At 66.2% G+C, this 24201-nt stretch carries 23 protein-coding genes and 1 tRNA gene; 18 read left to right on the top strand and 6 right to left on the bottom strand.

All coding sequences use genetic code 11. From position 1 onward, the window contains the following. Positions 1–1674, top strand: a complete 1674-nt coding sequence (locus tag AB0366_RS07485; RefSeq protein WP_366243309.1) for an ABC transporter ATP-binding protein — start codon at positions 1–3, stop codon at positions 1672–1674. A gap of 31 nt (positions 1675–1705) precedes the next feature. Further along, the gene (locus AB0366_RS07480) at positions 1706–2452 is read left to right on the top strand and encodes an oxidoreductase (RefSeq protein WP_366243308.1); all 747 of its coding nucleotides are present in this window, start codon (positions 1706–1708) and stop codon (positions 2450–2452) included. A 403-nt stretch (positions 2453–2855) separates the two neighbouring features. Here AB0366_RS07480 and AB0366_RS07475 read toward each other — a convergent pair whose 3' ends face one another. Further along, positions 2856–3689 carry an HAD-IB family hydrolase gene (locus AB0366_RS07475; protein ID WP_366243307.1) on the bottom strand — a complete coding sequence of 278 codons (834 nt, stop codon included), beginning with the start codon at positions 3687–3689 and terminating at the stop codon, positions 2856–2858. Positions 3690–4035: 346 nt separating this feature from the next. Here AB0366_RS07475 and ssd point away from each other — a divergent pair, with 346 nt between their 5' ends. The 7 genes from ssd (at position 4036) to AB0366_RS07440 (ending at position 8623) form a co-directional block, all read left to right on the top strand. Then, a complete protein-coding gene (gene ssd / locus AB0366_RS07470; protein ID WP_366243306.1) occupies positions 4036–5151 on the top strand; it encodes a septum site-determining protein Ssd in 1116 nt (371 codons plus the stop codon). Then, the gene (locus AB0366_RS07465; protein WP_366243305.1) at positions 5148–6332 is read left to right on the top strand and encodes a TadA family conjugal transfer-associated ATPase; all 1185 of its coding nucleotides are present in this window, start codon (positions 5148–5150) and stop codon (positions 6330–6332) included. The genes ssd and AB0366_RS07465 overlap by 4 nt, the downstream gene beginning before the upstream one ends. Further along, on the top strand, positions 6329–7108 hold the full coding sequence (locus AB0366_RS07460) for a type II secretion system F family protein (protein ID WP_366243304.1): 780 nt from the start codon (positions 6329–6331) through the stop codon (positions 7106–7108). Before AB0366_RS07465 ends, AB0366_RS07460 begins: the two co-directional genes overlap by 4 nt. Further along, positions 7105–7677, top strand: a complete 573-nt coding sequence (locus AB0366_RS07455; protein WP_366243303.1) for a type II secretion system F family protein — start codon at positions 7105–7107, stop codon at positions 7675–7677. Before AB0366_RS07460 ends, AB0366_RS07455 begins: the two co-directional genes overlap by 4 nt. Before the next feature lie 63 nt (positions 7678–7740). Beyond that, positions 7741–7944 (top strand): DUF4244 domain-containing protein, encoded by a 204-nt coding sequence (locus AB0366_RS07450; protein ID WP_032380048.1) that lies wholly within the window; start codon positions 7741–7743, stop codon positions 7942–7944. A 2-nt stretch (positions 7945–7946) separates the two neighbouring features. Beyond that, the gene (locus tag AB0366_RS07445; protein ID WP_366243302.1) at positions 7947–8279 is read left to right on the top strand and encodes a TadE family type IV pilus minor pilin; all 333 of its coding nucleotides are present in this window, start codon (positions 7947–7949) and stop codon (positions 8277–8279) included. Beyond that, a complete protein-coding gene (locus tag AB0366_RS07440) occupies positions 8276–8623 on the top strand; it encodes an Rv3654c family TadE-like protein (RefSeq protein ID WP_366243301.1) in 348 nt (115 codons plus the stop codon). Before AB0366_RS07445 ends, AB0366_RS07440 begins: the two co-directional genes overlap by 4 nt. A gap of 151 nt (positions 8624–8774) precedes the next feature. On the opposite strand, the gene AB0366_RS07435 is transcribed toward AB0366_RS07440, so the two are convergent. Together AB0366_RS07435 and AB0366_RS07430 are read right to left on the bottom strand one after the other, a co-directional pair. Further along, on the bottom strand, positions 8775–10037 hold the full coding sequence (locus AB0366_RS07435; RefSeq protein WP_366243300.1) for an alpha-hydroxy acid oxidase: 1263 nt from the start codon (positions 10035–10037) through the stop codon (positions 8775–8777). A 274-nt stretch (positions 10038–10311) separates the two neighbouring features. After that, a complete protein-coding gene (locus AB0366_RS07430; protein ID WP_366243299.1) occupies positions 10312–12681 on the bottom strand; it encodes a DEAD/DEAH box helicase in 2370 nt (789 codons plus the stop codon). Positions 12682–13081: 400 nt separating this feature from the next. Between AB0366_RS07430 and AB0366_RS07425 the strand changes: the two genes are divergently transcribed. The 9 genes from AB0366_RS07425 to AB0366_RS07385 all read left to right on the top strand — a co-directional run bounded on the left by AB0366_RS07425 (position 13082) and on the right by AB0366_RS07385 (position 21353). Further along, positions 13082–13285: a cold-shock protein gene (locus AB0366_RS07425; protein ID WP_005248460.1), complete on the top strand. Its 204-nt coding sequence runs from the start codon at positions 13082–13084 to the stop codon at positions 13283–13285. Positions 13286–13433: 148 nt separating this feature from the next. Beyond that, the gene (locus AB0366_RS07420; RefSeq protein WP_366243298.1) at positions 13434–14021 is read left to right on the top strand and encodes a hypothetical protein; all 588 of its coding nucleotides are present in this window, start codon (positions 13434–13436) and stop codon (positions 14019–14021) included. Positions 14022–14129: 108 nt separating this feature from the next. Continuing rightward, on the top strand, positions 14130–17123 hold the full coding sequence (gene topA, locus AB0366_RS07415) for a type I DNA topoisomerase (RefSeq protein WP_366243297.1): 2994 nt from the start codon (positions 14130–14132) through the stop codon (positions 17121–17123). 42 nt (positions 17124–17165) lie between these two features. Beyond that, entirely contained in the window at positions 17166–18353 is a 1188-nt protein-coding gene (locus AB0366_RS07410; protein ID WP_366243296.1) for a DNA polymerase III subunit delta', read from the top strand. Positions 18354–18437: 84 nt separating this feature from the next. Next, positions 18438–18510 (top strand) — tRNA-Thr (locus AB0366_RS07405). A gap of 367 nt (positions 18511–18877) precedes the next feature. Beyond that, the gene (locus AB0366_RS07400; RefSeq protein ID WP_366243295.1) at positions 18878–19126 is read left to right on the top strand and encodes a type II toxin-antitoxin system prevent-host-death family antitoxin; all 249 of its coding nucleotides are present in this window, start codon (positions 18878–18880) and stop codon (positions 19124–19126) included. After that, positions 19123–19389, top strand: a complete 267-nt coding sequence (locus tag AB0366_RS07395) for a Txe/YoeB family addiction module toxin (RefSeq protein ID WP_366243294.1) — start codon at positions 19123–19125, stop codon at positions 19387–19389. Before AB0366_RS07400 ends, AB0366_RS07395 begins: the two co-directional genes overlap by 4 nt. Positions 19390–19478: 89 nt before the next feature. Further along, positions 19479–20522: a zinc-binding dehydrogenase gene (locus AB0366_RS07390; RefSeq protein WP_366243293.1), complete on the top strand. Its 1044-nt coding sequence runs from the start codon at positions 19479–19481 to the stop codon at positions 20520–20522. A 21-nt stretch (positions 20523–20543) separates the two neighbouring features. Next, on the top strand, positions 20544–21353 hold the full coding sequence (locus AB0366_RS07385) for an alpha/beta fold hydrolase (protein WP_366243292.1): 810 nt from the start codon (positions 20544–20546) through the stop codon (positions 21351–21353). Here the strand turns inward: AB0366_RS07385 and AB0366_RS07380 are convergent. Genes AB0366_RS07380 through AB0366_RS07370 form a run of 3 tightly spaced genes read right to left on the bottom strand, consistent with a single transcriptional unit; the run spans position 21343 to position 24190 of the window. Beyond that, positions 21343–22155, bottom strand: coding sequence for an ABC transporter permease (locus AB0366_RS07380; protein WP_366243291.1), 813 nt, complete (start codon positions 22153–22155; stop codon positions 21343–21345). The two genes, AB0366_RS07385 and AB0366_RS07380, sit on opposite strands and share 11 nt — an antisense overlap. Then, positions 22152–23102 carry an ATP-binding cassette domain-containing protein gene (locus tag AB0366_RS07375; RefSeq protein ID WP_366243290.1) on the bottom strand — a complete coding sequence of 317 codons (951 nt, stop codon included), beginning with the start codon at positions 23100–23102 and terminating at the stop codon, positions 22152–22154. The genes AB0366_RS07380 and AB0366_RS07375 overlap by 4 nt, the downstream gene beginning before the upstream one ends. Next, positions 23099–24190: a hypothetical protein gene (locus tag AB0366_RS07370; RefSeq protein ID WP_366243289.1), complete on the bottom strand. Its 1092-nt coding sequence runs from the start codon at positions 24188–24190 to the stop codon at positions 23099–23101. The genes AB0366_RS07375 and AB0366_RS07370 overlap by 4 nt, the downstream gene beginning before the upstream one ends. Positions 24191–24201: the final 11 nt, after the last annotated feature.

The following is a 24201-nucleotide window of genomic DNA, read 5'->3' as shown; positions in this document are numbered from 1 at the left end:
ATGAGTATTCAGAAGGACACGGTTCTGAGCGTCACCGATCTGACGGTCGAGTTCGAGGTCGAGAAGGTCTGGCGCAAGGCGGTCGACACCGTCTCGTTCACGGTCGCCTCCGGCGAGGTGCTGGCCATCGTCGGTGAATCCGGATCCGGTAAGTCGACGACGGCCATGGCCGTCCCGGGTCTGCTGGCCGATAATTCGCGGGTATCGGGCAGCATCAAGCTGGGTGAAAAGGAACTGGTCGGGCTGCCCGAGAAGCAGCTCGCACCCATTCGCGGCAAGAACGTCGCGGTGATTTTCCAGGAGCCCATGACGGCGCTCAACCCGGTGTACTCGATCGGCTGGCAGATCACCGAGGCCATCCGGGCGCACACCTCGCTGTCGAAGAAGGAAGCGAAGGCGCGGGCCGTCGAGCTCCTGAAGCTCGTCGAGATGCCGGATCCGGAGACGCGGGTCAACTTCTACCCGCACCAGCTCTCCGGTGGTCAGCGTCAGCGCGCCATGATCGCCCAGGCGCTGTCCTCGGATCCGTCGTTGCTGATCGCGGACGAGCCCACCACGGCGTTGGACGTCACGGTGCAGGCCGAGATTCTGGACCTGATGCGTGACCTGCGAAATCGCATCGACGCCTCCATCGTGTTGATCACCCACGACATGGGTGTGGTGGCAGACATGGCCGACCGCATCGCGGTGATGAAGGACGGCGTCATCGTCGAAACAGACGCTGCGCGAACAATATTCAAGAATGCGTCGCATCCGTACACGCAGCAGTTGCTCGCCTCGGTTCCGCACCTGGGTAGCAGCATCGAGGCCGTGACCGCGGGGAAGATCGCCGAGCCCAGTGCCGTCGAGGAGACCCGGGCACTGAGCATCGTCGACGGCGTCATCGAGTACCCGGGCCGCACCGTGTTCCGGGCCGTCGACGGGGTCAGCCTCGATATCGAGATGGGTGAGGTGGTCGGCCTCGTCGGTGAGTCCGGCTCGGGCAAGTCCACGATCGGCAAGGCCGTGGTGGGGCTGAACAAACTCACCGGCGGCTCGTTGTCGATCGCGGGGGTAGATATCACCAACCTGTCGAATCGTGAACTGCGTTCGGTGCGGAGCAAGGTCGGCATCGTGTTCCAGGATCCGGGTTCGTCGCTGAACCCGCGCTGGCCGATCGGACAGTCGATTGCCGAGCCGATGCTGTTGCACACCGAGCACAGTGCTGCAGACCGAAATCGCAAGGTGGAGGAACTGCTCGACCGCGTCCACCTGTCGCGGACCATGCGCAACCGCTACCCCCACCAGTTGTCCGGTGGGCAGCGTCAGCGTGTCGGTATCGCTCGGGCATTGGCGCTGGAGCCGACGCTGCTGGTTGCCGACGAGCCGACGTCAGCACTCGACGTGTCGGTGCAGGCCAAGGTGCTCGAGCTGTTCAAGGAACTCCAGCGTGAGTACGGGTTCGCATGCCTGTTCATCAGTCACGACCTCGCTGTCGTGGAGGTGTTGGCCAAGCGCATCGCGGTGTTGAACAAGGGCAAGTTGGCCGAGTTCGGTACGACGGATCAGATTCTGCGTCGTCCGACCAACGAGTACACCAAGCGGTTGCTCGCGGCAGTCCCGGTGCCCGACCCGGCCGAACAGGCCAAGCGTCGGCAGGCCCGCGCCGAGCTGTTGGCGGCAGGGGCGAAGTAGGGGGTAAGGGGAGGGGGTACCGTCGTCTGTCGTGACGGACCCCCTCGCCCCGCTGCTGGAACTGCCCGGAGTTCTCGACTCCGCCGAACGTGCGCGCGACGCTCTGGGCGCGGTGCATCGGCACAAGGCCAACCGTCGAGGCTGGCCGGCCACCGCCGCCGAGGCCGCGGTGCGTGCGGCCCGCTCGTCGTCGACTCTCGAGGGCGGTTCGATGGACTTCCCCCGCGAGGGCGAGGAAGGCGACCCCATTCTTGCGGGTGCGCTGCGAGTCGCGGCCGCCCTCGACGGCGACGCGCTGCAGAACACGCTCTCGACGTGGAAGCGCGCACCGCTGCAGACCCTCGCACGACTGCACCTGTTGGCCGCCGCCGACCTCGTCGACGACGCCTCCGAGCTCGGCCGGCCCCGCAGCGATGCCGGTGTAGGCGAGCGACTCGACCTGCTCGCTCAGTTGGTGACCGGTGGAACGTCCGCACCGGCCCCGGTGATCGCGGCGGTGGTCCACGGTGAACTGTTGACGCTCAAAGCTTTCGGATCGGCCGACGGCATCGTTGCGCGGGCTGCATCGCGACTGGTGGCGGCGTCGTCGGGATTCGATCCCCACAACCTCGGAGTGCCGGAGGTGAGCTGGATGCGTCGGGCAAATGCCTACCGAGACGGCGCGACGGGATTCGCCGAGGGTACGGCAACCGGCGTCGGGAGTTGGGTGATCCTGTGCTGCGGAGCATTCGAAGCCGGTGCGGCAGAAGCGACTTCGATTGCCGAAGCTGCTCAGTAGATGATGTGAGCACATAAAAGGGCCGCGAGCGGAGCCTGCAGTAGCGAGCACATAAAAGGGCGGCGATGCCGACTTGCGTCGACGTCGCCGCCCGTTAGCACGGAGCGCCTGGTTACCAAGCGTGCACAGGTGGGCTGTGATGGACTACCACGTGGCCTCGGCGAGAATTCGGCGGTGATGAGGTCATCCCTGCAACCGGTGCAGGGTTCTTGCTGATCACTGGCGAATGTCGCAGGCCCACAGCGCTTCTGCCATTAGGTGGCAAGCTCCGCGTGGGTGCCGGTGTCCGTGCTGGGAATCCCGGTCGGGAGAGCGAATCTTCTCTTCCGATTCGTCCTTGGCCTTCCGTTCTTCCGTACGTCATTTGTACCCCGTGACGCTCCTCACATCAAGGGGTTGAGCGTCATCTTTTTCTTCGGAGCAGTCCGTAGGTGATTGCGCCGGCCGCAAGGGCGCTGAAACCTGCTGCGGCACTTGCCGCTACGGTCTTGCCGGACGGGGTCTGGATTCGTGATCGCAACGAGACCGGGTTGGAGAAGGTGAGAATCGGCCAGCCGCGGGAGGCCGCTTCCTTGCGCAGCGCGCGATCGGGGTTGACGGCCGTGGGATGGCCGACGGCGCGCAGCATCGGCACATCGGTGATCGAGTCCGAGTATGCGTAGCTCGACGCCAAGTCGTAATCGTGTTGCGCGGCCAAAGAGTTCATGGCGTCGACCTTGCCCTCGCCGTAGCAGTAGAAATCGACCTCGCCGATGTACTTGCCCTCCACGGTCACCATCGTGGTGGCCATGCTGTGATCGGCACCCAGTAATTCTGCGATGGGGTGCACGATCTCGTCACCGGACGCCGACACGATCACGACGTCGTGTCCGCGGAGCTTGTGGTCGGCGATGAGATCGGCGGCTTCGGCGAACACGAGGGGGTCGACGATGTCGTGCAGCGTTTCGGCGACGACCGCTCGCACCTGTTCGACGTCCCAGCCTGCGGTCATGCTCGCTATGTGCGCGCGCATGCGCTCCATCTGGTCGTGATCGGCTCCGGAGAGCAGGAACAGGAACTGCGCGTAGCTGCTCTTGAGAACGGCGCGCCGGTTGATGAGTCCTTGGTCGAAGAACGGCTTGCTGAATGCCAACGTGCTGGACTTCGCGATGATCGTCTTGTCGAGGTCGAAGAATGCCGCGACGCGCGCTGCGCGTCGGCCGGCCGGGGCGTCGTCGTTGCTCGCGCTCTGGGTCACGTTTGTCACCATAGTGGCCGGTGGTGACCGGTGGATGTTGCGCGGTGACACTGGCGGACTCGGTCCGACGCGGTCGAGAAAAAGCGACGGTTGAACTTGCAAACAAGGACGTCCACGGGTGTAGTATTTTCTACGAGCCCGGTTCATTCCGGGCGGTGTTCAGCCCGACCCCCCGGGGCTGAACCAGACGACCCTCGCCTCCTCCCCCCCTGGCGAGGGTCGTCCTCTTTTCCGGGGTAGGTCGAAAACTGGTACAGAAGTACCGTTATTCATCCACAGGCCCGAATCTATCCACATTTCCCCAAGTCGCGCTCATCTCGAGCAGATTCTCACGCACGCTTGGCGCATGGAAACGGACTCACGGCAGCGAATCGCGCACCCGGCAGTGACGATGTCGATCGAACTTCGCGGTCTCCGCGAGGACGTCTATCGAATCGCCGCAGCCGCGGATTGTGTTGTGGAAGAGCAGAACTTACTGGTCGGTATCGGTTCGACACGTTCGATGTGGGACCGCGCCGGAACTATTCTGCTCGATTTCGCGTCCGCGGAGACGGCCCTGTCGACTGGATTTCAGCGACGCTCGGGCGTCATTTTGGTCACGGATGCACCGCCGACACTCGACGACTGGCGAATCGCCACATCGCTCGGTGCCGAGCCTGTGATCTCCCTGCCGTGGGACGAGGACGCACTCGTGCGCATACTCGGCGAACCCGCGTCGGCACCGTCGGGAGACGGTGGCGTGATCGCTGTGGTCGGCGCTCGCGGTGGCGCGGGCGCATCCACGTTCGCCGCCGCACTCGGACTCTGCAGCGGCCGCTCGGGTCGACGTGCACTCCTCGTCGAGGGGGACCGGTACGGCAGCGGCCTGGACCTGTTGCTCGGCTGGGAGAGTGCTTCAGGTCTGCGGTGGTCCGGCTTGGTCGTCGAAGGTGGCCGAGTCTCCGGCGACGCTCTGCACGGGGCGCTGCCGTCCCGTGGCGGATTGTCGGTGCTGGCACTGGGCCGATCCGACGACCGGAGCGTCGGACTCTCCGCCGTCGCAGTGGCGGCTGTGCTCGATGCAGGACGCGCAGCGGGTGATCTGGTGGTGTGCGACGCTCCCCGTCATCCCAGCGACGTCTCCGACGCTCTGTATGCCGCGGCTGACCTCGTCACGCTGGTACTTCCGGCCGAACTACGAGCCGTGACGTCGGCCGAGGCGGTGGCTGGGCATGTGGTGGATCGAAATGCCAACGTCGGCCTGGTCGTTCGTGGGCCCGCGCCGGGTGGGCTGAGGGCCGACGACATCGCTCTCGCCCTCGGGCTTCCGCTGTTGACGTCGATGCGCGCCGAGCCCGGGTTGGCCGAGCGCCTCGAACGAGGTGGTCTGGTGCTGGGCCGACGTTCACCGCTGGCCGCAGCAGCCAACGCTGTGCTCGATACGTTCGCGCACAAGCCCGGTGGCCAGCGGTGGGCAGCATGAGCGCCGTCGTCACCGCGGATCTACTCGACCGCGTCCGTGATCGCTTGGCGGCCTCGGCCGACGCTCCGGTTCCAGCCACCGTCGCCGCGGCCATCCGAGCGGAAGCAGGTGGAGTCATCGGCGACACCGATATGCTTGCAGCCCTTCGCGTTCTGCAAACCGAGCTGACCGGCGCGGGGCCATTGGAGCCACTGCTGTCCGAGCCGGGAGTGACCGATGTACTGGTCACCGCACCGGATCAGGTGTGGATCGATCGTGGGCGCGGACTCGAGCGCACCGGAGTTCGTTTCGTCGACGAGGCTGCCGTTCGGCGGCTCGCGCAACGGCTCGCCCTCTCCGCTGGCCGTCGACTCGACGACGCGCAGCCCTGGGTCGACGGACGACTGCCGGGCGTCGGGCAGGGAGCGTTCGGCGTCCGGCTGCACGCCGTGCTGGCACCGGTGGCGAGCGGGGGAACGTGTGTGTCGCTGCGGGTGCTGCGACCCGCGACGCAGGGACTCGCCGCGCTGCGTGCATCGGGAGCCGTGACCGCAGACGGGTACGAGCTGCTGCGTCGAATCGTGTTCGGCCGCTTGGCCTTCTTGGTCGTCGGCGGAACCGGCGCAGGGAAGACGACCCTTCTTGCCGCGCTGCTGGGCGACGTCGATCCTTCCGAACGGATCGTCTGTGTCGAGGACGCGGCCGAGTTGGCACCGGCGCATCCGCACGTGGTTCGTCTCGTGGCCCGCGCACCCAATGTCGAAGGCGTTGGGGAGGTGTCGGTGCGGCAGCTGGTGCGTCAGGCGCTGCGAATGCGGCCTGATCGCCTCGTTGTCGGTGAGGTGCGCGGGGCGGAGGTGATCGACCTGATGACGGCGCTCAACACAGGTCACGACGGTGGAGCCGGAACCATTCACGCGAACTCCCCGGCCGAGGTGCCCGCCCGGCTCGAAGCTCTTGCAGCACTGGGCGGAATGGGGCGAGACGCGCTGCACAGCCAACTCGCCGCGGCGGTTCAGGTGGTGCTGCACGTCCACCGCAGCGCCGACGGTACTCGACGCCTCCGTGAGATCGGGGTGGTCGACGTCGATCCCACCGGGCGAGTGCACATCGCAGCGGCCTGGTCGGTGGATGGCGAACCGACGCCGGGTCAAGGTAGGCTCCACGAGCTGCTCGACCGCCGATGCGGTGACGCCCGATGACGGCCGCGGTGATGGTCCTTGCTGTGGCAGTTGCTCTGTGGCCGAGCAGCTTCCGTCGGCTACCCAGCGAAGTGCGAACGGCGTCGAGCACACCCCGATGGCTGGTGCCGGCGTGCTGCGCTCTGGTTGCGGCAGGGGCGGTGTGGTGGTTCGGCGGAATCTGGGCGGTGAGCGCAGCAGCGGTGGCGGGCAGTACCGGATGGCGGCGCTATCGTCGGCGACTCGAACGCGACCGGCGCGCCGACGAGTTGAACTGGCTCGCAACCGGAATCGAGGTGGTGATCGGAGAGCTCCGCGTCGGGTCCCATCCGGCCACAGCCAGCGCAGCTGCGGCGGACGAGTGTGGCGGCATCGCGTCGTCCGCGCTGCGAGGTGCAGCATCGCGGGCCCGACTGGGCGGCAGGGCTGCCGACGGCATCGCTGCGTCCGATCCGTTGCTGGACGCGGAGCTGGCGCGATTGGCCGCAGCGTGGCGGGTAGCCGATGAGCACGGACTCGCTCTCGCCGAACTACTCGGCGCTGTCCGCGAGGACATGCTGGGGCGCAGACGGTTTCGCGAACGAACCGATGCATCGCTCGCGGGCGCCCGTGCCACCGCGCTGGTGCTGGCCGGTCTACCGATCCTCGGAGTCGCCCTCGGCCAGCTGATGGGAGCCGATCCACTGCGCATTCTGCTCGGCGGTGGGCTCGGCGGAATGCTGCTGCTCATCGGCACGGCGCTTGGCTGCGCGGGACTGCTGTGGACCGACGCGATCACCAGCAAGGTGACGACGTGATGTGGATGACGGTGCTCTGTGTGGCAACGGCATTGATGGTGTTGCCCTCGGTCGCCGGCGGGTTGCACAGGCTGGTGCCCGAGGGGCGGGAGGACGCCGACGCCGTTGATGCGCCGGCACCCGACCCGCTCGCGGTGGCGACGACCTTCGACCTGCTCGCCGCGTGTCTGCGTTCGGGGCTGCCCGTATCGACCGCCGCTGCGGCAGCAGCGCATTCCGCACCGATCTCGTTCGGTGTCGCGCTCCGCAAGGCCGCGGACCTGCTCGAGCTCGGTGCCGATGCCGCGACCGCGTGGGATGCCGTCGCGCAAGATCCCGAGACCGAGGCTCTGGCGAGGATGGCACGGCGATCGGCCCGAGCCGGGTCGTCCATGGCGTCGGCGATGACGGAACTCGCTGCGACCCAACGAACTCGCGCCGAAGATGCATCGGCTGCTGCGGCCGAGCGTGCGGGTGTGCTGATCAGTGGGCCGTTGGGGTTGTGCTTTCTGCCTGCCTTCATCTGTCTGGGGATCATCCCCGTGGTGATCGGACTGGCGGGCAACGTACTGGGCGGCGGTCTGCTGTGACTGCCGCGCACACAGAATTCCGACGCGGAGATGCCGCGTCGGAGAACAGGGAGGGGAATCGAGATGATCGAGAACGCATTGCAGGAGTTGAAGACTCGGATCGTTCTGTTCGGCGTGGAGGACGATGGCATGTCGACCGCGGAGTACGCAATCGGCACTATCGCGGCCGCGGCGTTCGGGGCGGTGCTGTACACGGTAGTGACCGGCGACAGCATCGTGTCGGCGTTGACCGGGATCATCGATCGAGCGTTGAACACAGCCGTCTGAGCTTGGGCGATGACGACGGGGCCGTGACGGTGGAGGCGGCGTTCGCAATTGCGTCCATCGTCGCGGTGATCGTGGTGTGTATCGGGGCGATCGTGTCGGTGACTATGCATATCGGGTGCGTCGATGCGGCGAGGGAGGCGGCTCGGTTGGCGGCGAGAGGTGATGCTGCGCAGGCTGTCTCGGCGGGGGAGCGGGTTGCGCCGGACGGTGCGCGAATCACGGTGACCGAGGATGGGGAGTTCTTCGTCGCGCGGGTGGAGGTGGCGAGTCCGTTGCCGGGATTGACGCTGTCGGTGGAGGCGGTTGCCGCTGCGGAACCGAGTGCGCCCGAATGAGAATGCAGGACGACGAGGGTGGGGCGACGGTGTTGGCGGCGATGGCGATGTCGGCGTTGATTGCGGTCGTCGTGATGGTGATTCATGTCGGATCTGCGGTGGGTGCTCGTCATCAGGCGCAGTCGGCGGCCGATCTCGCGGCGCTGGCCGGTGCGGGGGCTCTCGATCGTGGGGTGGCCGATGCGTGCGAGACGGCGCGGGGGTTGGCGGTGCGAATGGGAACGGAGTTGCGGGAGTGCACGATCGACGAGTGGGATGTGATCGTCACGGTGGGCCAACCGGTGCTTCTCGGACGCTTTGGAATGTCCGACGCCATCGCCTCGGCGCGGGCGGGGCCGGGGTGAGGGTCCGCCCGAAGCCGCCCGAATCCGCAAACGCGCGCGCGTTCGTCAGGTGCGAGCGGAATCGCCCCGTTCGGGCAGCGATTTCGCAAGCGTTCAGCGAATGCGCGCGCGTTTGCCCCGAGCCCAGTCCTCGACGGTCCGTCTCCAACGGTCAGCGCGGCGTGAACGTGCGTGCCCCGGATTGCAGTGGAGCCAACCGGGTGAGTTGAGTGACGTGCTCCGGGGTCAGCTCGGCAAGTGAATTGACTTGCAGCAGTTGCATGGTGCGGACGATTTCTTCGCGCAGGATCTCGATCATGCGGTCGACGCCGGCGCGACCTCCGGCCATCAGGCCGTACAGGTACGCCCGGCCGACGAGGGTGAACGATGCTCCCATCGCGATGGAGGCGACGATATCGGCACCGTGCATGATGCCGGTGTCGACGGCGACCTCGAATTCTGAGCCGACCTCGTGCACCACCTGCGGCAGCAGATGGAAGGGAACGGGGGCGCGATCGAGTTGTCGGCCTCCGTGGTTCGACAGGATGATGCCGTCGACTCCCAGTTCGGCGAGACGGGCCGAATCGGCCACCGACTGAACACCTTTGACGACCAGCTTGCCGGGCCAGATCTCACGGATGACGTCGAGGTCCTCGAACGAGATGGACGGATCCATCGCCGAATTGAGCAGCTCTCCGACCGTGCCGCCAGTAGAAGACAGCGACGCGAACTCGAGCTTGGCCGTGGTGAGGAAATCCCACCACCACCACGGACGCGGGATGGCGTTGGCGATCGTCGACGCGGTCAACTGCGGCGGGATGGAGAATCCGTTGCGCTTGTCGCGCAGGCGCGACCCGGCTACCGGCGTGTCGACCGTGAAGAGCAGGGTGTCGAAGCCTGCTTTCGCGGCGCGTTCGACGAGCCCGAACGAGATGTCACGGTCTCGCATGACGTACAGCTGGAACCAGTTTCGCCCGTTCGGGTTGGTGGCCTTGACGTCCTCGATCGACGTGGTGCCCAGAGTCGAGAGGCAGAACGGAATTCCGGCAGCACCGGCTGCGGCAGACCCGGCGTACTCACCCTCGGTCTGCATCAAGCGGGTGAACCCCGTCGGTGCGATGCCGAACGGGAGCGCGGACGGCCCACCGAACACCGTCGTCGAGGTGTCGACGTGGGAGACGTCCCGCAGGATCGAGGGATGGAATTCGACGTCGCGGAAGGCCTGACGGGCCCGCGAGAGCGAGATCTCGGCGTCGGCGGCACCGTCGGTGTAGTCGAATGCCGCGCGCGGGGTGCGTCGACGGGCGATGGTGCGGAGATCGTCGATGGTGAGCGCGGCGTTGAGGCGTCGACGGCGCAGGTTCAGATCGGGCTTCTTGAACGAGAGGACCTCGCGCAGGTCGGTAGCTTTGGGAATCTGCCGGGTGATGGGCATGTCATGGTCTCGATTCTGTGGGCTGATCCTCTTCCCACCACACCACCCGAGGTGTTGGCCACAACAAGCAGGGTGGCACTCATGCAATCGATCGGTCACAGTCGAGTCGGCGGTGGGCTGGAGATTCGCCTGCCCAGTCCCGCAAACGCGCGCGCGTTTGTCAGGTGCGCGCGAAATCACCCTGCTTGAGCAGCGATTTCGTGAGCGTTCAGCAAATGCGCGCGCGTTTGCCGCTGAACCGGAACCCAGTTTGCGGCTGAACTGGGGCGGCCGCTCACCCCTCCCGAGTGATGGCCGCCAACACTGCGGTCAACACTCGAACGGCACCGTCTTTGTCCAGTGGATCGTTGCCGTTTCCGCATTTGGGTGATTGCACACAGGACGGGCAGCCGGTTTGGCATTCGCACGAGACGATGGCTTCTTTCGTGGCGGTGAGCCAGTCGGCGATGGCCACGTGACCGCGGTCGGCGAAGCCTGCTCCGCCGTCGTATCCGTCGTAGACGAAGACGGTCGGTAGGCCGGTATCGGGGTGCAATGCCGTCGAGACTCCGCCGATGTCCCAGCGATCGCAGGTGGCAACCAGGGGCAGCAACCCGATGGCGGCGTGTTCTGCTGCGTGCAGCGATCCGGGGAATCGTTCGTACGGAACGCCGCTGTGCTCCAACAATTCCGGGGTGATGGTGTACATGACGGCTCGGGTGTCGAGTGTCTGCGCGGGCATGTCGAGTTCGATGGAATCGAGTACCTCGCCGGAGAGCAAGCGTCGCAGATACCCGACGACCTGATGCGTCACGTTCACCTGCACCAGCGCGACGCGTACCTCGCCGTAATCGACGGATTCGTGCACCGCGGTGATCGAGATGTCGGTGATCTCGCGGGCCGAGGTGTTCCACTCGGGCTGCTCGGCGTGCACCAGTGCGAGTCCGGCATCGAGATCGAGTGCGTCGACCACGAATGACTCGCCCTGGTGAATGTGCACGGCACCGGGGTGGGCGGTGGCGGGAGCTCTACCGCCGTCCACGGTGCCCAGCATGCGGCCCGACTCGCCGTCGACGATGGCCACCTGCACACCGGTGCCGCCGCGAATGTTCACCGCACCGTGCGGTGAGAGTTGCTGACCCTCGGGCGTGATGAACCACCCGTGCGGACGCTTGCGCACGTAGCCCTTCAGCTCGAGTTCCTCGAGTACCGATTCCGCGCTCAACGACTCGGCCTCGGTCAACGTGATCGGTAGTTCGACTGCGGCGCAGAGCAATTGCGGAGCCAGAATGTAGGGGTTGGTGGGATCGGTGACGGTGGCCTCGACGGGCTTGTCCAGCAGAGCCGCCGGGTGATGCACCAGATACGTGTCGAGGGGATCGTCGCGCGCCACCAGCACCAGCAGCGAGCCCTCCCCGCGTCGTCCGGCCCGGCCACCTTGCTGCCAGAACGACGCGACGGTGCCGGGGAAGCCCGCCACGATCACCGCGTCCAACCCCGCGATGTCCACGCCCAATTCGAGCGCATTGGTGGTGGCCACTCCGAGCAGCGTGCCGTCGGACAGATCGGATTCGAGTTTGCGCCGATCCTCGGCCAAATACCCTGCGCGATAGGCGGCGACGCGTCGTACCAACTGCGGATCGACGTCGGCGAGAATTCTCTGGGTACCCAGCGCGGTCACCTCGGCTCCGCGTCTGGACCGAACGAATGCCAGAGTTCGCGCACCCTCCACCAGCAGATCGGCCATGATGCGCGACGCTTCTGCTCCGGCGGATTTCCTTACCGGAGCGCCGTTTTCACCGGTGATCTCCTTGAGCAGCGGCGGTTCCCACAGTGCGACGGTGCGTGCCCCGTGCGGGGATCCGTCTTCGGTGATCTCCTCGCACGGCGCTCCGATGAGGCGACTGGCTGCTCGCCCCGGTTCGGATGTCGTCGCACTGGCGAGAACGAATACCGGCGATGCACCGTACCGTGCGCACAGGCGTCGCAACCGGCGTAGCACCAACGCTACGTTGGATCCGAAAACGCCACGGTAGTAATGGCATTCGTCCACCACCACGTAGCGGAGGTTGCGGAGGAAGCGCGACCATCGCTCGTGCGAGCCGAGGATGCCCAGATGCAGCATGTCGGGGTTGGTGAAGATCCATCGCGCATTGGCGCGGGCCCACTGACGTATCTCGATCGGGGTATCGCCGTCGTACGCGCTGGGGAACACCTCGGCGAGTTCGCCTGACAGTGAACGTAACTCGTCGGTGATCGAGATCGTGGTGCGTAGCTGATCGGCACCGAGGGCCTTGGTGGGAGCCAGGTACAGCGCGGTTGCCCGGGCATCGGCGGACAGCGTCGTGAGAATGGGGAGTTGATACGCCAGCGATTTGCCCGACGCGGTGCTGGTCGAGAGCACCACATGACTGCCTTCGGCCGCGAGTGTTGCCGCATGTGCTTGATGCGTCCACGGTTGTGCGATCCCACGAGAGGTGATCACCTGCACCACTTCCGGGCCCACCCACGACGGCCAGGAGGTGAACTGTGATGCCCGTGCCGGCAGTTCGGCGACGTGGGTCAACGGGCTTTCGCTCGCGGGCGATCCCGCCAACACTCGATCCAGCAACCGCTGCCCGTAACTCCCGGCATCCGCACCGCCGTGCGGATGTTCGTCGCTCACTGCCGGTCTCCATGCATTCGTTCGATCTACAAGTGCCGTCGGGCTCTTCGCGACCAGGGATCTCCATGCTAGCGCGGACCCTGTTGGGCTCCTTCGCGCCCTGGTGGAAGCTGCTTTTCACCTGTCCGAGGTTGTCCGTTTCGACAACACGGACAAAATGTTCGAAAACGGTCGACTTTCGACTGTTGCGAACGCGAATCTCATGGTTCACTTGAGCCGGTCGCAGCTTCTGTGTTCGTTCTACGCTCGCAGGATCTATCGTTGCGGGCGCGGTACTGGAAGAGCTCGTCCGTCAGGGGGAATCCTGTGGGGGATTGTTGGAAAGTGCAGCGGTCGGAACCGGCCCGATGGACCGAAAGTGCGCTCCATCGAATCCGGTGTTAGAAAGAGAAGGAAAAGCATGGCTCAGGGAACTGTGAAGTGGTTCAACGCCGAAAAGGGCTTTGGATTCATCGCACCAGAAGACGGCTCCGCTGACGTCTTCGTCCATTACTCCGAGATTCAGGGCAGCGGCTTCCGCACCCTCGAGGAGAACCAGCGCGTCGAGTTCGAGGTCGGCCAGGGCACCAAGGGTCCTCAGGCAACGGGCGTTCGCGCAGTCTGATTCTCTTCTTTTCGGAGACGAGAACCGTCATCCCCCTTTTTCATCGGTCGTACAAGTCCGGTGGAAAAGGGGGATGTTTCGTTTCCGCGAACCACCGGGGAGCGTCGAAAACAGTGAGCGCGGGCGTCGATGTCCTAATGTCCATGCTGTGAACCAGCTGTCCTTCTTCTCCGCCGAGTCGTTGCCGCCCGCGGTGACCGATCTCAGTGGGCTGCTGGCTGCCACCGGCCATGTCGTCACCTCCGCGGGTGCGGCCCGAATCTCCGTCGTGGTCGACGCGCAGTGGCGCGCGGATGCCATCGCCGAACTCATCGAGCAATGCGGTCTGACGCCGGAGCTCGGTCGATCGGAAGAGGACAGGCCACTGGTGCGTACCGCATCGGTGCCCGAACTGTCCGCGTTGGCGTCCCTGTGGACCAAGGGCGCTGTCAAAGCCGTCCCGCCCGGTTGGGTACCGGGTTCCCGCGAACTGCGCGCCTGGGTGCTCGCGTCGGGTCGTCCCGAGGCGGAGGGGGAGCGGTACGTGCTCGGCCTGGATCCCCATGCGCCGGAGACTCACGCCGTTCTCGCTCAGTCGCTGATGCGCGCGGGTATCGCGCCGACGCTCATCGGCACGCGTGGATCCAATCCGGGCCTCAGAATCACCGGTCGACGTCGGCTGTTGCGCCTCACCGAGAACGTCGGCGAGGCTCCACAGAACGTGGACGCACGTACCAATTGGCCCCGCGCCGAGTAGGACGATCTGTGACTGATCTGCGAGTATTTGGCCGACGTATGTCAGTCTGTTAGTAGTGGGCAGGCAAATCTGCCTGTGAAAACGCACTAGGGAAGGTTCGGCAGCAAGGTGGCAGCACGTAACAACGGCACGGGGGACAGCTCCGCCGAGCCACGTCGTCTGGTCATCGTCGAGTCTCCGACCAAGGCAAAGAAGATCGCCCCGTACCTCGGGAGCAACTACGTCGTCGAGGCCTCCGTCGGCCATATTCGCGACCTTCCCCGCGGTGCCGCGGACGTTCCCGCCAAGTACAAGGGTGAGCCCTGGGCGCGGCTCGGCGTGGACGTCGACCACGACTTCGAGGCCCTGTACGTCGTCTCGCCCGAGAAGAAGGGCAAGGTCGCAGAGCTCAAGAGCCTGCTCAAGGACGCCGACGAGCTCTATCTCGCCACTGACCCCGACCGCGAGGGTGAGGCCATCGCCTGGCATCTCCTCGAGACCCTGAACCCCAAGATCCCCGTTCGACGCATGGTGTTCCACGAGATCACCAAGCCGGCCATCCTCGCCGCCGCGGCCGACACCCGCGACCTGGACCAAGACCTGGTCGACGCCCAGGAGACCCGTCGTATCCTCGACCGTCTCTACGGCTACGAGGTCAGCCCGGTGCTGTGGAAGAAGGTCATGCCGAAGCTCTCGGCCGGCCGAGTGCAGTCCGTCGCCACCCGCATCGTCGTCCAGCGTGAGCGCGAGCGGATGGCCTTCCGCAGCGCCGAGTACTGGGACATCTCCGCCACGCTCGACGCCGGAGCCGAGGCAACGCCGCGTAGTTTCGGTGCCCGTCTGGTCAATGTCGACGGCAATCGCGTCGCCGCGGGTCGCGACTTCGGGGCCGACGGCAAGCTCAAGTCCGATGCGGTGACCGTCCTGGACGAACCCCGTGCCCGACGCCTCGCCGAGGCTCTCGAAGGCGTCGATCTGACGGTCGCGTCTGCCGAGGACAAGCCGTACACCCGCAAGCCGTACCCGCCGTTCATGACGTCGACGCTGCAGCAGGAAGCCGCCCGCAAGTTGCGCTTCAGCTCCGAGCGCACCATGCGTGTCGCGCAGCGGCTGTACGAGAACGGCTACATCACCTACATGCGTACCGACTCGACGACGCTCTCTGCGTCGGCGATCTCGGCGGCACGAACCCAGGCGACCGAGCTCTACGGTCCGGAGTACGTCCATCCCTCGCCGCGGCAGTACACCCGCAAGGTCAAGAACGCGCAGGAGGCCCACGAGGCCATCCGCCCATCCGGTGACGTCTTCCAGACGCCCGGTCAGTTGCACTCGGCTCTGCAGACCGACGAATTCCGGCTCTACGAGTTGATCTGGCAGCGTACGGTCGCGTCGCAGATGGCCGACGTTCGCGGTACCACGCTGACACTGCGCATCACCGGAACGGCCGGAACCGGCGAGGAGTGCACGTTCTCCGCGTCGGGTCGCACCATCACGTTCGCCGGCTTCCTCAAGGCATACGTGGAAAGCGTCGACGATCAGGCAGGCGGACAGTCCGACGACGCCGAATCTCGTTTGCCTGCACTGGTTCAGGGCCAGGCAGTCACCGCAACCCAGCTCGATCCCGACGGTCACACCACCAACCCGCCCGCACGGTTCACCGAGGCGTCGCTCATCAAGACGCTCGAGGAACTGGGCATCGGCCGGCCGTCGACGTATTCGTCGATCATCAAGACCATCCTCGACCGCGGTTACGTCTACAAGCGCGGCAGTGCACTGGTGCCGTCGTGGGTGGCGTTCTCGGTGGTTGCGTTGTTGGAGGCGCACTTCGGGCGTCTGGTGGACTTCGACTTCACCGCAGGCATGGAGGACGACCTCGACGCCATCGCGGGAGGCCGTGAGCGACGCGGCAATTGGCTGCAGAGCTTCTACTTCGGCGGCGACACCGGTGCCGAGGGTTCGGTGGCTCGCTCCGGTGGCCTGAAGAAGATGGTCGGCCAGAATCTCGAAGAGATCGATGCGCGCACCATCAACTCCATTCGCTTGTTCGACGACTCCGAGGGTCGCGAAATCCATGTGCGCGTAGGCCGTTACGGCCCGTACCTCGAGCGCATGGTGAAGAACGACGACGATCCCGACGGCGATCCGATCAGCCAGCGCGCCAACCTGCCCGACGATCTGCCGCCGGACGAGCTGACGATCGACTTCGCCGAAAAGCTGTTCGCCACACCGCAAGAGGGACGCAAGCTCGGTGTCGATCCGCTGACCGGTCACGACATCGTGGCCAAGGAAGGCCGTTTCGGGCCCTACGTCACCGAGATCCTGCCCGAGCCGGAACCCGAACCGACGCCTCCCGAGCCGGATATCGTTCCGGTGCCGTCCGGCAACGACGGTGACGGCGGCGGCGGGGTCAAGACGGCGGTGAAGAAGGCCGCGGCCAAGAAAGCTCCGGCCAAGAAGACGGCTGCGAAGAAGGCGACCGGCCCCAAGCCGCGCACCGGTTCTCTGCTCAAGTCCATGGATCTGGCGACCATCACGCTCGAGGATGCGCTCAAGCTGCTGTCGCTGCCGCGCGTCGTCGGAGTCGATCCGGAGTCCAAGGAAGAGATCCTCGCGCAGAACGGTCGCTACGGCCCATATCTGAAGAAGGGCACCGATTCTCGCTCGCTCGCCGACGAGGATCAGATGTTCACTGTCACGCTGGAAGAGGCGCTCAAGATCTACGCCGAGCCCAAGCGTCGGGGTCGTCAGGGTGAAGCCAAGCCGCCGCTGCGCGAGATGGGCGTCGACCCGATCAGTGAGAAGCCGATGGTGATCAAGGACGGTCGCTTCGGGCCGTACGTCACCGACGGCGAGACCAACGCCAGCCTGCGCAAGGACGACGAGGTCGAGTCGATCACCGACGACCGGGCGTCGGAGTTGTTGGCGGACAGGCGTGCTCGCGGACCGGTGAAGAAGAAGGCACCGGCCAAGAAGGCTGCTGCCAAGAAGGCTCCGGCGAAGAAGGCCGCGGCGAAGAAGGCTCCGGCCAAGAAAGCTGCGGCGAAGAAGACGGCCACCAAGACCACTGCCGCGAAGAAGGCCCCGGTCAAGAAGGCTCCGGCCAAGAAGACCGACAGCGAATAGCGCGGGTTCGGGTTGTCGGCCCCAACCACTAGGGTTGCGTGCATGGCGGGTGTGTTCGATCGATTGGTCGGTCAGGAAGATGTCGAGGCCGATCTGACGGCTGCAGCGGTGGCTGCTCGCACCGGCGTCGACTCGTCGGCGATGACGCATTCGTGGCTGTTCACCGGCCCGCCCGGGTCCGGTCGTTCCGTCGCCGCGCTGTGCTTCGCGGCGGCATTGCAGTGCACCACCGAGGGCGTTCCGGGGTGCGGGCAATGCCAGGCCTGCTCGACGACGATGGCCGGCACCCACGGCGATGTGCGACGCGTCGTGCCCGAGGGACTGAGCATCAGCACCAAGGAGATGCGCGACATCGTCTCCATCGCCTCGCGTCGGCCCAGCACCGGGTTGTGGCAGGTGGTCGTGGTCGAGGACGCCGATCGACTCACCGAAGGTGCTGGAAACGTGTTGCTGAAGGTCGTCGAGGAGCCGCCGGCGCGGACGGTGTTCCTGCTGTGTGCGCCGTCGGTCGATCCACAGGACATCTCGGTGACTCTGCGCTCGCGATGCCGTCACGTCTCGCTGGTCACGCCCACGGTGCCGGCGATCGCGCAGGTGCTGCAGACGCGCGACAAGCTCGACGCCGAGACGGCGGAATGGGCTGCGTCGATCAGCGGTGGCCACGTGGGCCGGGCACGTCGCCTCGCCACCGACGAGGACGCTCGGGCGCGGCGTAAACGTGCGCTGGCTCTGGCGTCGGCTGCTGCTCGGCCCAATCAGGCCTACCTCGCGGCCGAGGAGCTGGTGAAGGCCGCCGAGGATGAGGCCAAGGAGATGAGTGCCTCGCGCGACGAGGCCGAAACCGAGGAGCTGCGTACGGCCCTGGGTGCGGGCGGTACCGGCAAGGGTGCGGCAGGTGCGCTTCGTGGCTCGGCCGGGGTGCTCAAGGATCTCGAGAAGCGGCAGAAGTCGCGTGCCACCAGAACCGGTCGCGATTCACTCGATCGCGCGCTGATGGATCTGGTGGGCCTGTACCGAGATGCGCTCGCTCGCTCGTACGGATCGACCGCCACGGCGACGCACCCCGACATGGCCGAGCAGGTCGAACGCATGGCCAAAGCGGTGCCGCCCGAGGCGTTGCTGAAGAGCATCGAGGCAATCCTCGAATGCCGAGAGTCGTTGGCGGTCAACGCAAAACCGAAGTTCGCCATCTACGCGATGGTGGCAACGCTGGGTGATGTGCTGCGCTAGGAGCAGGCCCGCATGGAGGCTCGGGGGAGGGCGATTTTAGTTTCGACCTGATGCTCCGTTAGACTCACCAACGCCGAAAGGCACGCCGCCTTAGCTCAGTCGGTAGAGCATTTCACTCGTAATGAAAAGGTCAAGAGTTCGATTCTCTTAGGCGGCTCAGAGGCTAAGAAGCCCCTCACCAGCAGGAACCGGTGAGGGGCTTTTTCGTGTTCTGCTCCGGTACGCGTCAGGCCGGCTGATGTGGTGGCACCGCGCTCGCGAGCGTGATTCTCGGCTGACCTTTCCTCGTCGGCCGGCCGGTCCGTGAGATGAGCGCTGACCGTCTCCCGGTCGTCGTTAGGTGGTTGCTGCCGACTCTGACAGGTACCGTTTGTGGTACCTGTACCGAAAGTGGTACCTTTTCGCACTGAAGGCGATATCCCGCGCGACGCGGGGTCAAACGGAAGGACGTTGCCCGCGCAAGGCGGGCCGCACACGTCCGACAGCGACCGCCATCGCCACGGACCGGAGGAGCCGAGATCGAAATGTCAGCCATCACTCGCACCGAAGCCCGCAAGAGTCTGTTCCCGCTTGTCGAACAGGTAGTAGAGGATCACACCCCCGTGGAGATCGTCTCCAAGGGAGGCAATGCGATTCTCATGTCGAAGGCCGACTACGACGCGATGATCGAGACCGCGTATCTCTTGCGCAGTCCCGCCAACGCAACCCACCTACTCGAGAGCATGGAGCAGGCCCGCCGCGGGGAGGTGAAACCCAGAAAGCTGGTCGAATGACCGAAGTCCGATTCACCGAAGAAGGATGGGACAGCTACACGTCCTGGACCGTCGTCGACAAGAAGATGCTCGCCCGCATCAACAAACTGATCGACGCGGCTGTGCGCGACCCATACGCCGGGATCGGCAAGCCCGAGCCTTTGAAATATGCTCTGGCCGGGGCATGGTCCCGACGAATCGACACCGAACACCGACTCGTCTACGTGCCTCCCAGCGACGACAATCCGGACCTCGTCATCGTGTCGGCGAGATACCACTACTGACACATCTCGGCACCCCGGCATTGATCCTCTGATCGGAGCGACAGCGCTGGATCGACCTGTTCGCCGCGTCGGTCCTGCAAGATCAGTTCATGCACACCGACAGCGCCCGCAGTGACCTGATGACAGCGATCGTCACCACCGGCACCGGTGGATACGACAAGCTCGTCGTGTCCGAGGTGCCGAGACCCGTGCCGGGTCCGGGTGAGGTGCTCGTTCGAGTGTTGGCGGCGGGGATGAACAACACCGAAATCAACACGCGCGTGGGTTGGTATCCCGACGGCGGATGGAACGACGCGACGCCGTTTCCGCTGATTCAGGGCACTGACTGCTGCGGGCTCGTGTGTGCGAGTCCCGGTATCGACGAGTCCGTCGTCGGTCGCCGGGTCCTGGTTCGATCGTGCATGCGCGTCGACGGAATTTCGTCGGGCGAGACGCGCTGGTTGGGTTCGGACATGGACGGCGCGTTCGCCCAGTTCGTCGTCGTTCCGGCAAGTGAAATCTTCGTGGTCGATTGTGACTGGACCGACGCGGAGCTCGCGACGATTCCGTGTGCGTACGGCACGGCGGAGAACATGATCGCTCGCGCAGGAGTGCGCCCAGGGTCGACAGTGCTGATCACCGGCGCGTCGGGCGGAGTTGGTTCTGCCGCAGTGCAACTCGCCGTTCGGCGCGGGTCGCGCGTGATCGGCGTCGCGAGCCGAGCCAAGCACGACCGACTCCGCGAACTCGGCGTCGACGAGGTCTACGGGCGCGAGGCAGATCTGGCGGGCATCCTCGGCAAGCGCAGCGTCGATGTGGTGATCGACAACGTCGCAGGCGACGGTTTCGGTCCACTGCTCGACATTCTCGTTCGCGGGGGAACGTACGTGTCCTCGGGTGCGATCGCGGGACCCGTCGTCGAGTTGGATCTACGAACCATGTACCTGAACGACCTCACGCTTCTCGGATGTACGGCGTGGAGCGAGGACGTATTTCCGAACCTCGTGTCGTACATCGAGGCCGGTGAGATTCGTCCACTGCTGGCCGAGTCGTTCCCGCTCGAGCAGATCGCGGCGGCGCAGCAGCGCTTTCTGGAGAAGGACCACGTCGGAAAGTTCGTACTCGTTCCGCCGGTCGTCCGCGACCAGGCCTGACGCGCAGGCACACTGGATGGAGTGTTCGCCTCCCTCGCCCCGGCTCGCCGCCGCCTCGTGTTCGCTGTACTCGCTCTCGTCCTGGTCGGGGTCGTCGCGGCCGTGGCTGCCTTCGTCGCATCGCGCTCGACCAACGACCCCGTCGCGAGCGTCGATCAGTCCGTTCCCGGCCCGGTGCTGCTGGTCCCCGGATTCGGCGGTTCCACCGAGTCGCTGGACGTACTCGCGGCCGAACTACGGGACAACGGCCGCGACGCGACCGTCGTGGCCCTGCCCGACGGCGGCGTCGGCGACCTGACCGTGCAGGCGCAGACCTTGCGCGACGCCGTCGACGCGGCTCTGACTCGGACGGGAGCGACCTCGGTCGACGTCGTCGGGTATTCCGCAGGCGGGGTGGTGGCCCGGATCTGGGCCACCGACCTGGGCGGCAACGAGCAGGCCCGACGCATCGTGACCCTCGGCTCCCCGCACCACGGCACTCAGGTGGCGGCTCTGGCGTCCCAGGTCCTGCCCGACCAGTGTCCGACGGCATGTCAGCAGCTGGCTCCGGACAGCTCCGTGCTCGCCGCGTTGAACTCCGGCGACGAGACGCCGGACGGCCCGCAGTGGGTGTCGATCTGGACCGAATTGGATCAGGTGGTGACCCCGCCGTCCTCGGCCCGACTCGACGGAGCGATCGACATCCCCGTCCAGAGCGTGTGTGCGGACTCCACCGTCGACCACGGGAGCCTGCCCCGCGATCCCCTCGTCGGCGCGATGGTCTCCGCCCAGTTGGACGGCGACTCCACGGTCGAGCTCGGTGCAGCTGACTGCAGCCGTCTCAGCTCGTGATGTCCTTGGTCGTGAAGTTCGCCCACGCCGCCCCCAGGAGCACGACGACGTAGACGCCCTGTAGACCGACGCCGCGCACCAGGTCCCGCGTCGGCACCGGGTCGCGAAACAGGTCGACGAAAGCCAACCAGTATCGCGTCGGAAGGTACGGCGCGATGGCGTCAGCGGCGTCCAGCGTCAGCAACAGAGAGCTGGCGATGAGAAACGCCAGCGCACCCAGCGTCGCGGCGAGCGGAGAGTCGGTCAGAGTCGAGAGGAACAGACCCATGGCGGCGACTCCGAGCATGGACAGCGTCACGTAGAGCACGGCGATGACGGTGCGCACGGCGACCTGTTCATCGGTGAGCACCGTGCCGGACACGCTGGCGACGCCCCCAACGGTCGAGACGTCGAACAGCGTGGTGCCGACGAAGTACGCGACAGCAGCCACGATGACCACGGCCAGCAGCACGAAGGCGGCCACCGAGATCAGCTTTGCCATCAGCAGCTTGGTGCGTCCCACCGGGCGGGCCAGCAGGTAGCGCAGGGTGCCGGCCTGAGCCTCCCCGGCTACGGCATCTCCTGCGATGACCGATACCGCGACAGGAAGAAACAGCGGAAGCACGATGGCGAGCGCGGCCAGGGGGAAGAGCTGGCCGTTGGTGAGCACCGCAGAGAGGAAGGCAGGGCCTTCACCGGGCCGCGGACCGACGTCGGTGAGGGCCAGCAGACCCGCGACGATGGTGGGCAGCAGATTGAGCAGGAGAATGACGACCCATGTGCGCGGTCGGCTCAGCATCGCGCGCAGCTCGACGCCGATCATGCGGTCACCTCCGTGCGGGTGGAGCGGACGGGGCCGTCGATTCGGTCGGCGCTCGAGCCGGTGACGGCCAGCACGGACTGCTCCAGACTCATCTGCTGCGGGCTCAACTCGCCCACGCGGACCCCGCCTTCGACGAGCAGTCGATTGAGCAGGGCCGAGTCGGGGTGTTCGATCACGAGCTGCTGCCCTTCACGGTGGAGCACGGTGGCGTTCTGGACTCCGGAGAGCACGGTGACGGCCTCGGCCGGGTCCGGGGTGCTCACGAGCACTCGGCCGGTGGGCTGCTGGAACGCGGAGAGCTGATCCTGCAGAACGAGGCGACCCCGATCGAGCACTCCCACTCGGTCGCACAGTTGCTCCACCTCGGCCAGCAGGTGGCTCGAGAGGAACACCGTGGTGCCCTTCGCATGCAGGCCAAGGAGCAACTCACGAATCTCGAGGATTCCCTGTGGGTCGAGACCGTTGGTCGGCTCGTCGAGGATCAGCAGCTCGGGCGTGCGCATGAGCGCCGCGGCCAAGCCGAGGCGCTGCCGCATACCGAGCGAGTACTGCTTGACCGGCCTGCGTCCCACCCCGGCGAGGCCCACCTGTTCGAGGGCTTCGCCGACGCGGGCGGTCCTGGTGCGCCGGGACCCGCCCGGCCCGGCCGCGTCGAGCAGCGTGAGATTCCGGCGTCCGGAGAGGTTGGGGTAGGCGGCGGGGTTCTCGATCAGCGCCCCCACCCGCGGCAGCACGCTTCTGCGTCGCCGCGGCATCTGTTCGCCGAGCACCTGCATCTGCCCGGAGGTCGCCAGGACCAGCCCGAGCAACATCCGCACGGTCGTCGTCTTGCCGGAACCGTTGGCACCGACGAAGCCGTAGATGTCGCCGGCGCGCACGTCGAGGTCGACGCCGTCGACGGCCCGCACCGATCCGTAGCTCTTGGTCAGGCCGGTCGTGCGGATCATGCGACTGCTCCTTCGAGCTGCTGGGCGGCGGTGGCCAAGGTTTCCGCGGTGACGGTGCCGGAGAGCAGGTAGCGACGCCGGTCGGCGGTGGGCTCGGTGATCAGGACGTTGAGCGGGCCGATCGTCAGAGCGACGCTGCTGCCGGTGACGACCGCGCCCGGAGCTGCCCGCAGCTGATCGACGAGCCCGCGCGCGGCGCGACGCGGTAGCGGAGCGGCGATCAACTCCGTCACACCGCGGCCATAGATTCCCACCGCACCCTGGCCGCCGCGGTCCCTCAGACCGAGTCCCGACAGAGTCGAAGGGAGACGAGCAGAGTCGATCCCGTCGGCGAACGAGGCGATGTCGAGACCGTCCTGCTGCTGCACATCGGTACCCAGCGGCGGGACGAAACGGACGGTATCGGCGTCAGGGGTCGCGGAGGAGAAGTCGAGGAACGCGGTGCTGACGATAGGGCGAGCGACCCCGTCGCCCAGCACGTCGACCTGCAGCGGCAGCCCGCTGTCGGGGTCGGCCCACACGTCGACCTCGGTGATCGTGCTCTGCGGTTCACTCGGGATCAGCCGCAGGCCGGGGGCGTCCAAGCCGGCAATCCGACGAGTCGGCAGCCGAGTGACCTCATCGGCGGTCGCCTCGCTGAGCAACCGCTGCCCGAGCTCCGGGGGTAGCAGGTCGGCTTGGCGAGGCAGGCGCAGACTCGGCTCGGGGACGGGGGTCACCACGGCCGTGTTCTGTTCGTAGTCCCAGCTCCACAGCCGAGCCGGGCTCCGGTAGAGACCGCGCTCACCGGCGAGGCGCACGGTGTCGACGCGCCAGCTGTCCGGGGCGCGATACCAAGCGCGCAAGGTCGTGGTGTCACCCAGCAAGTCCGGTAGACCGCCGAGACCCTCGGTGACCGGCAGAGTGACCCCGCCGACCGCCTGGGCATAGCCCGAATACGGGGTCGCGGTGGAGGACTGGACGCGGGAGAGTAGTTCGGCCGCATCGATGTCCGACGCGTCGACGGGCCAGCGCTCGATCACAGAGGGGGTTGCGACGAGCACGGCGACGCCGAGCACCACCGCCAGCCACCGCCACTTTTTGTGCACTCCATCGACCG

This window comes from Rhodococcus sp. NPDC076796, assembly GCF_040702765.1.
Classification (GTDB): domain Bacteria; phylum Actinomycetota; class Actinomycetes; order Mycobacteriales; family Mycobacteriaceae; genus Rhodococcoides.
The sequence above is the reverse complement of the archived record's forward strand: the minus strand, read 5'-3'. Positions and strand labels throughout refer to the sequence as shown.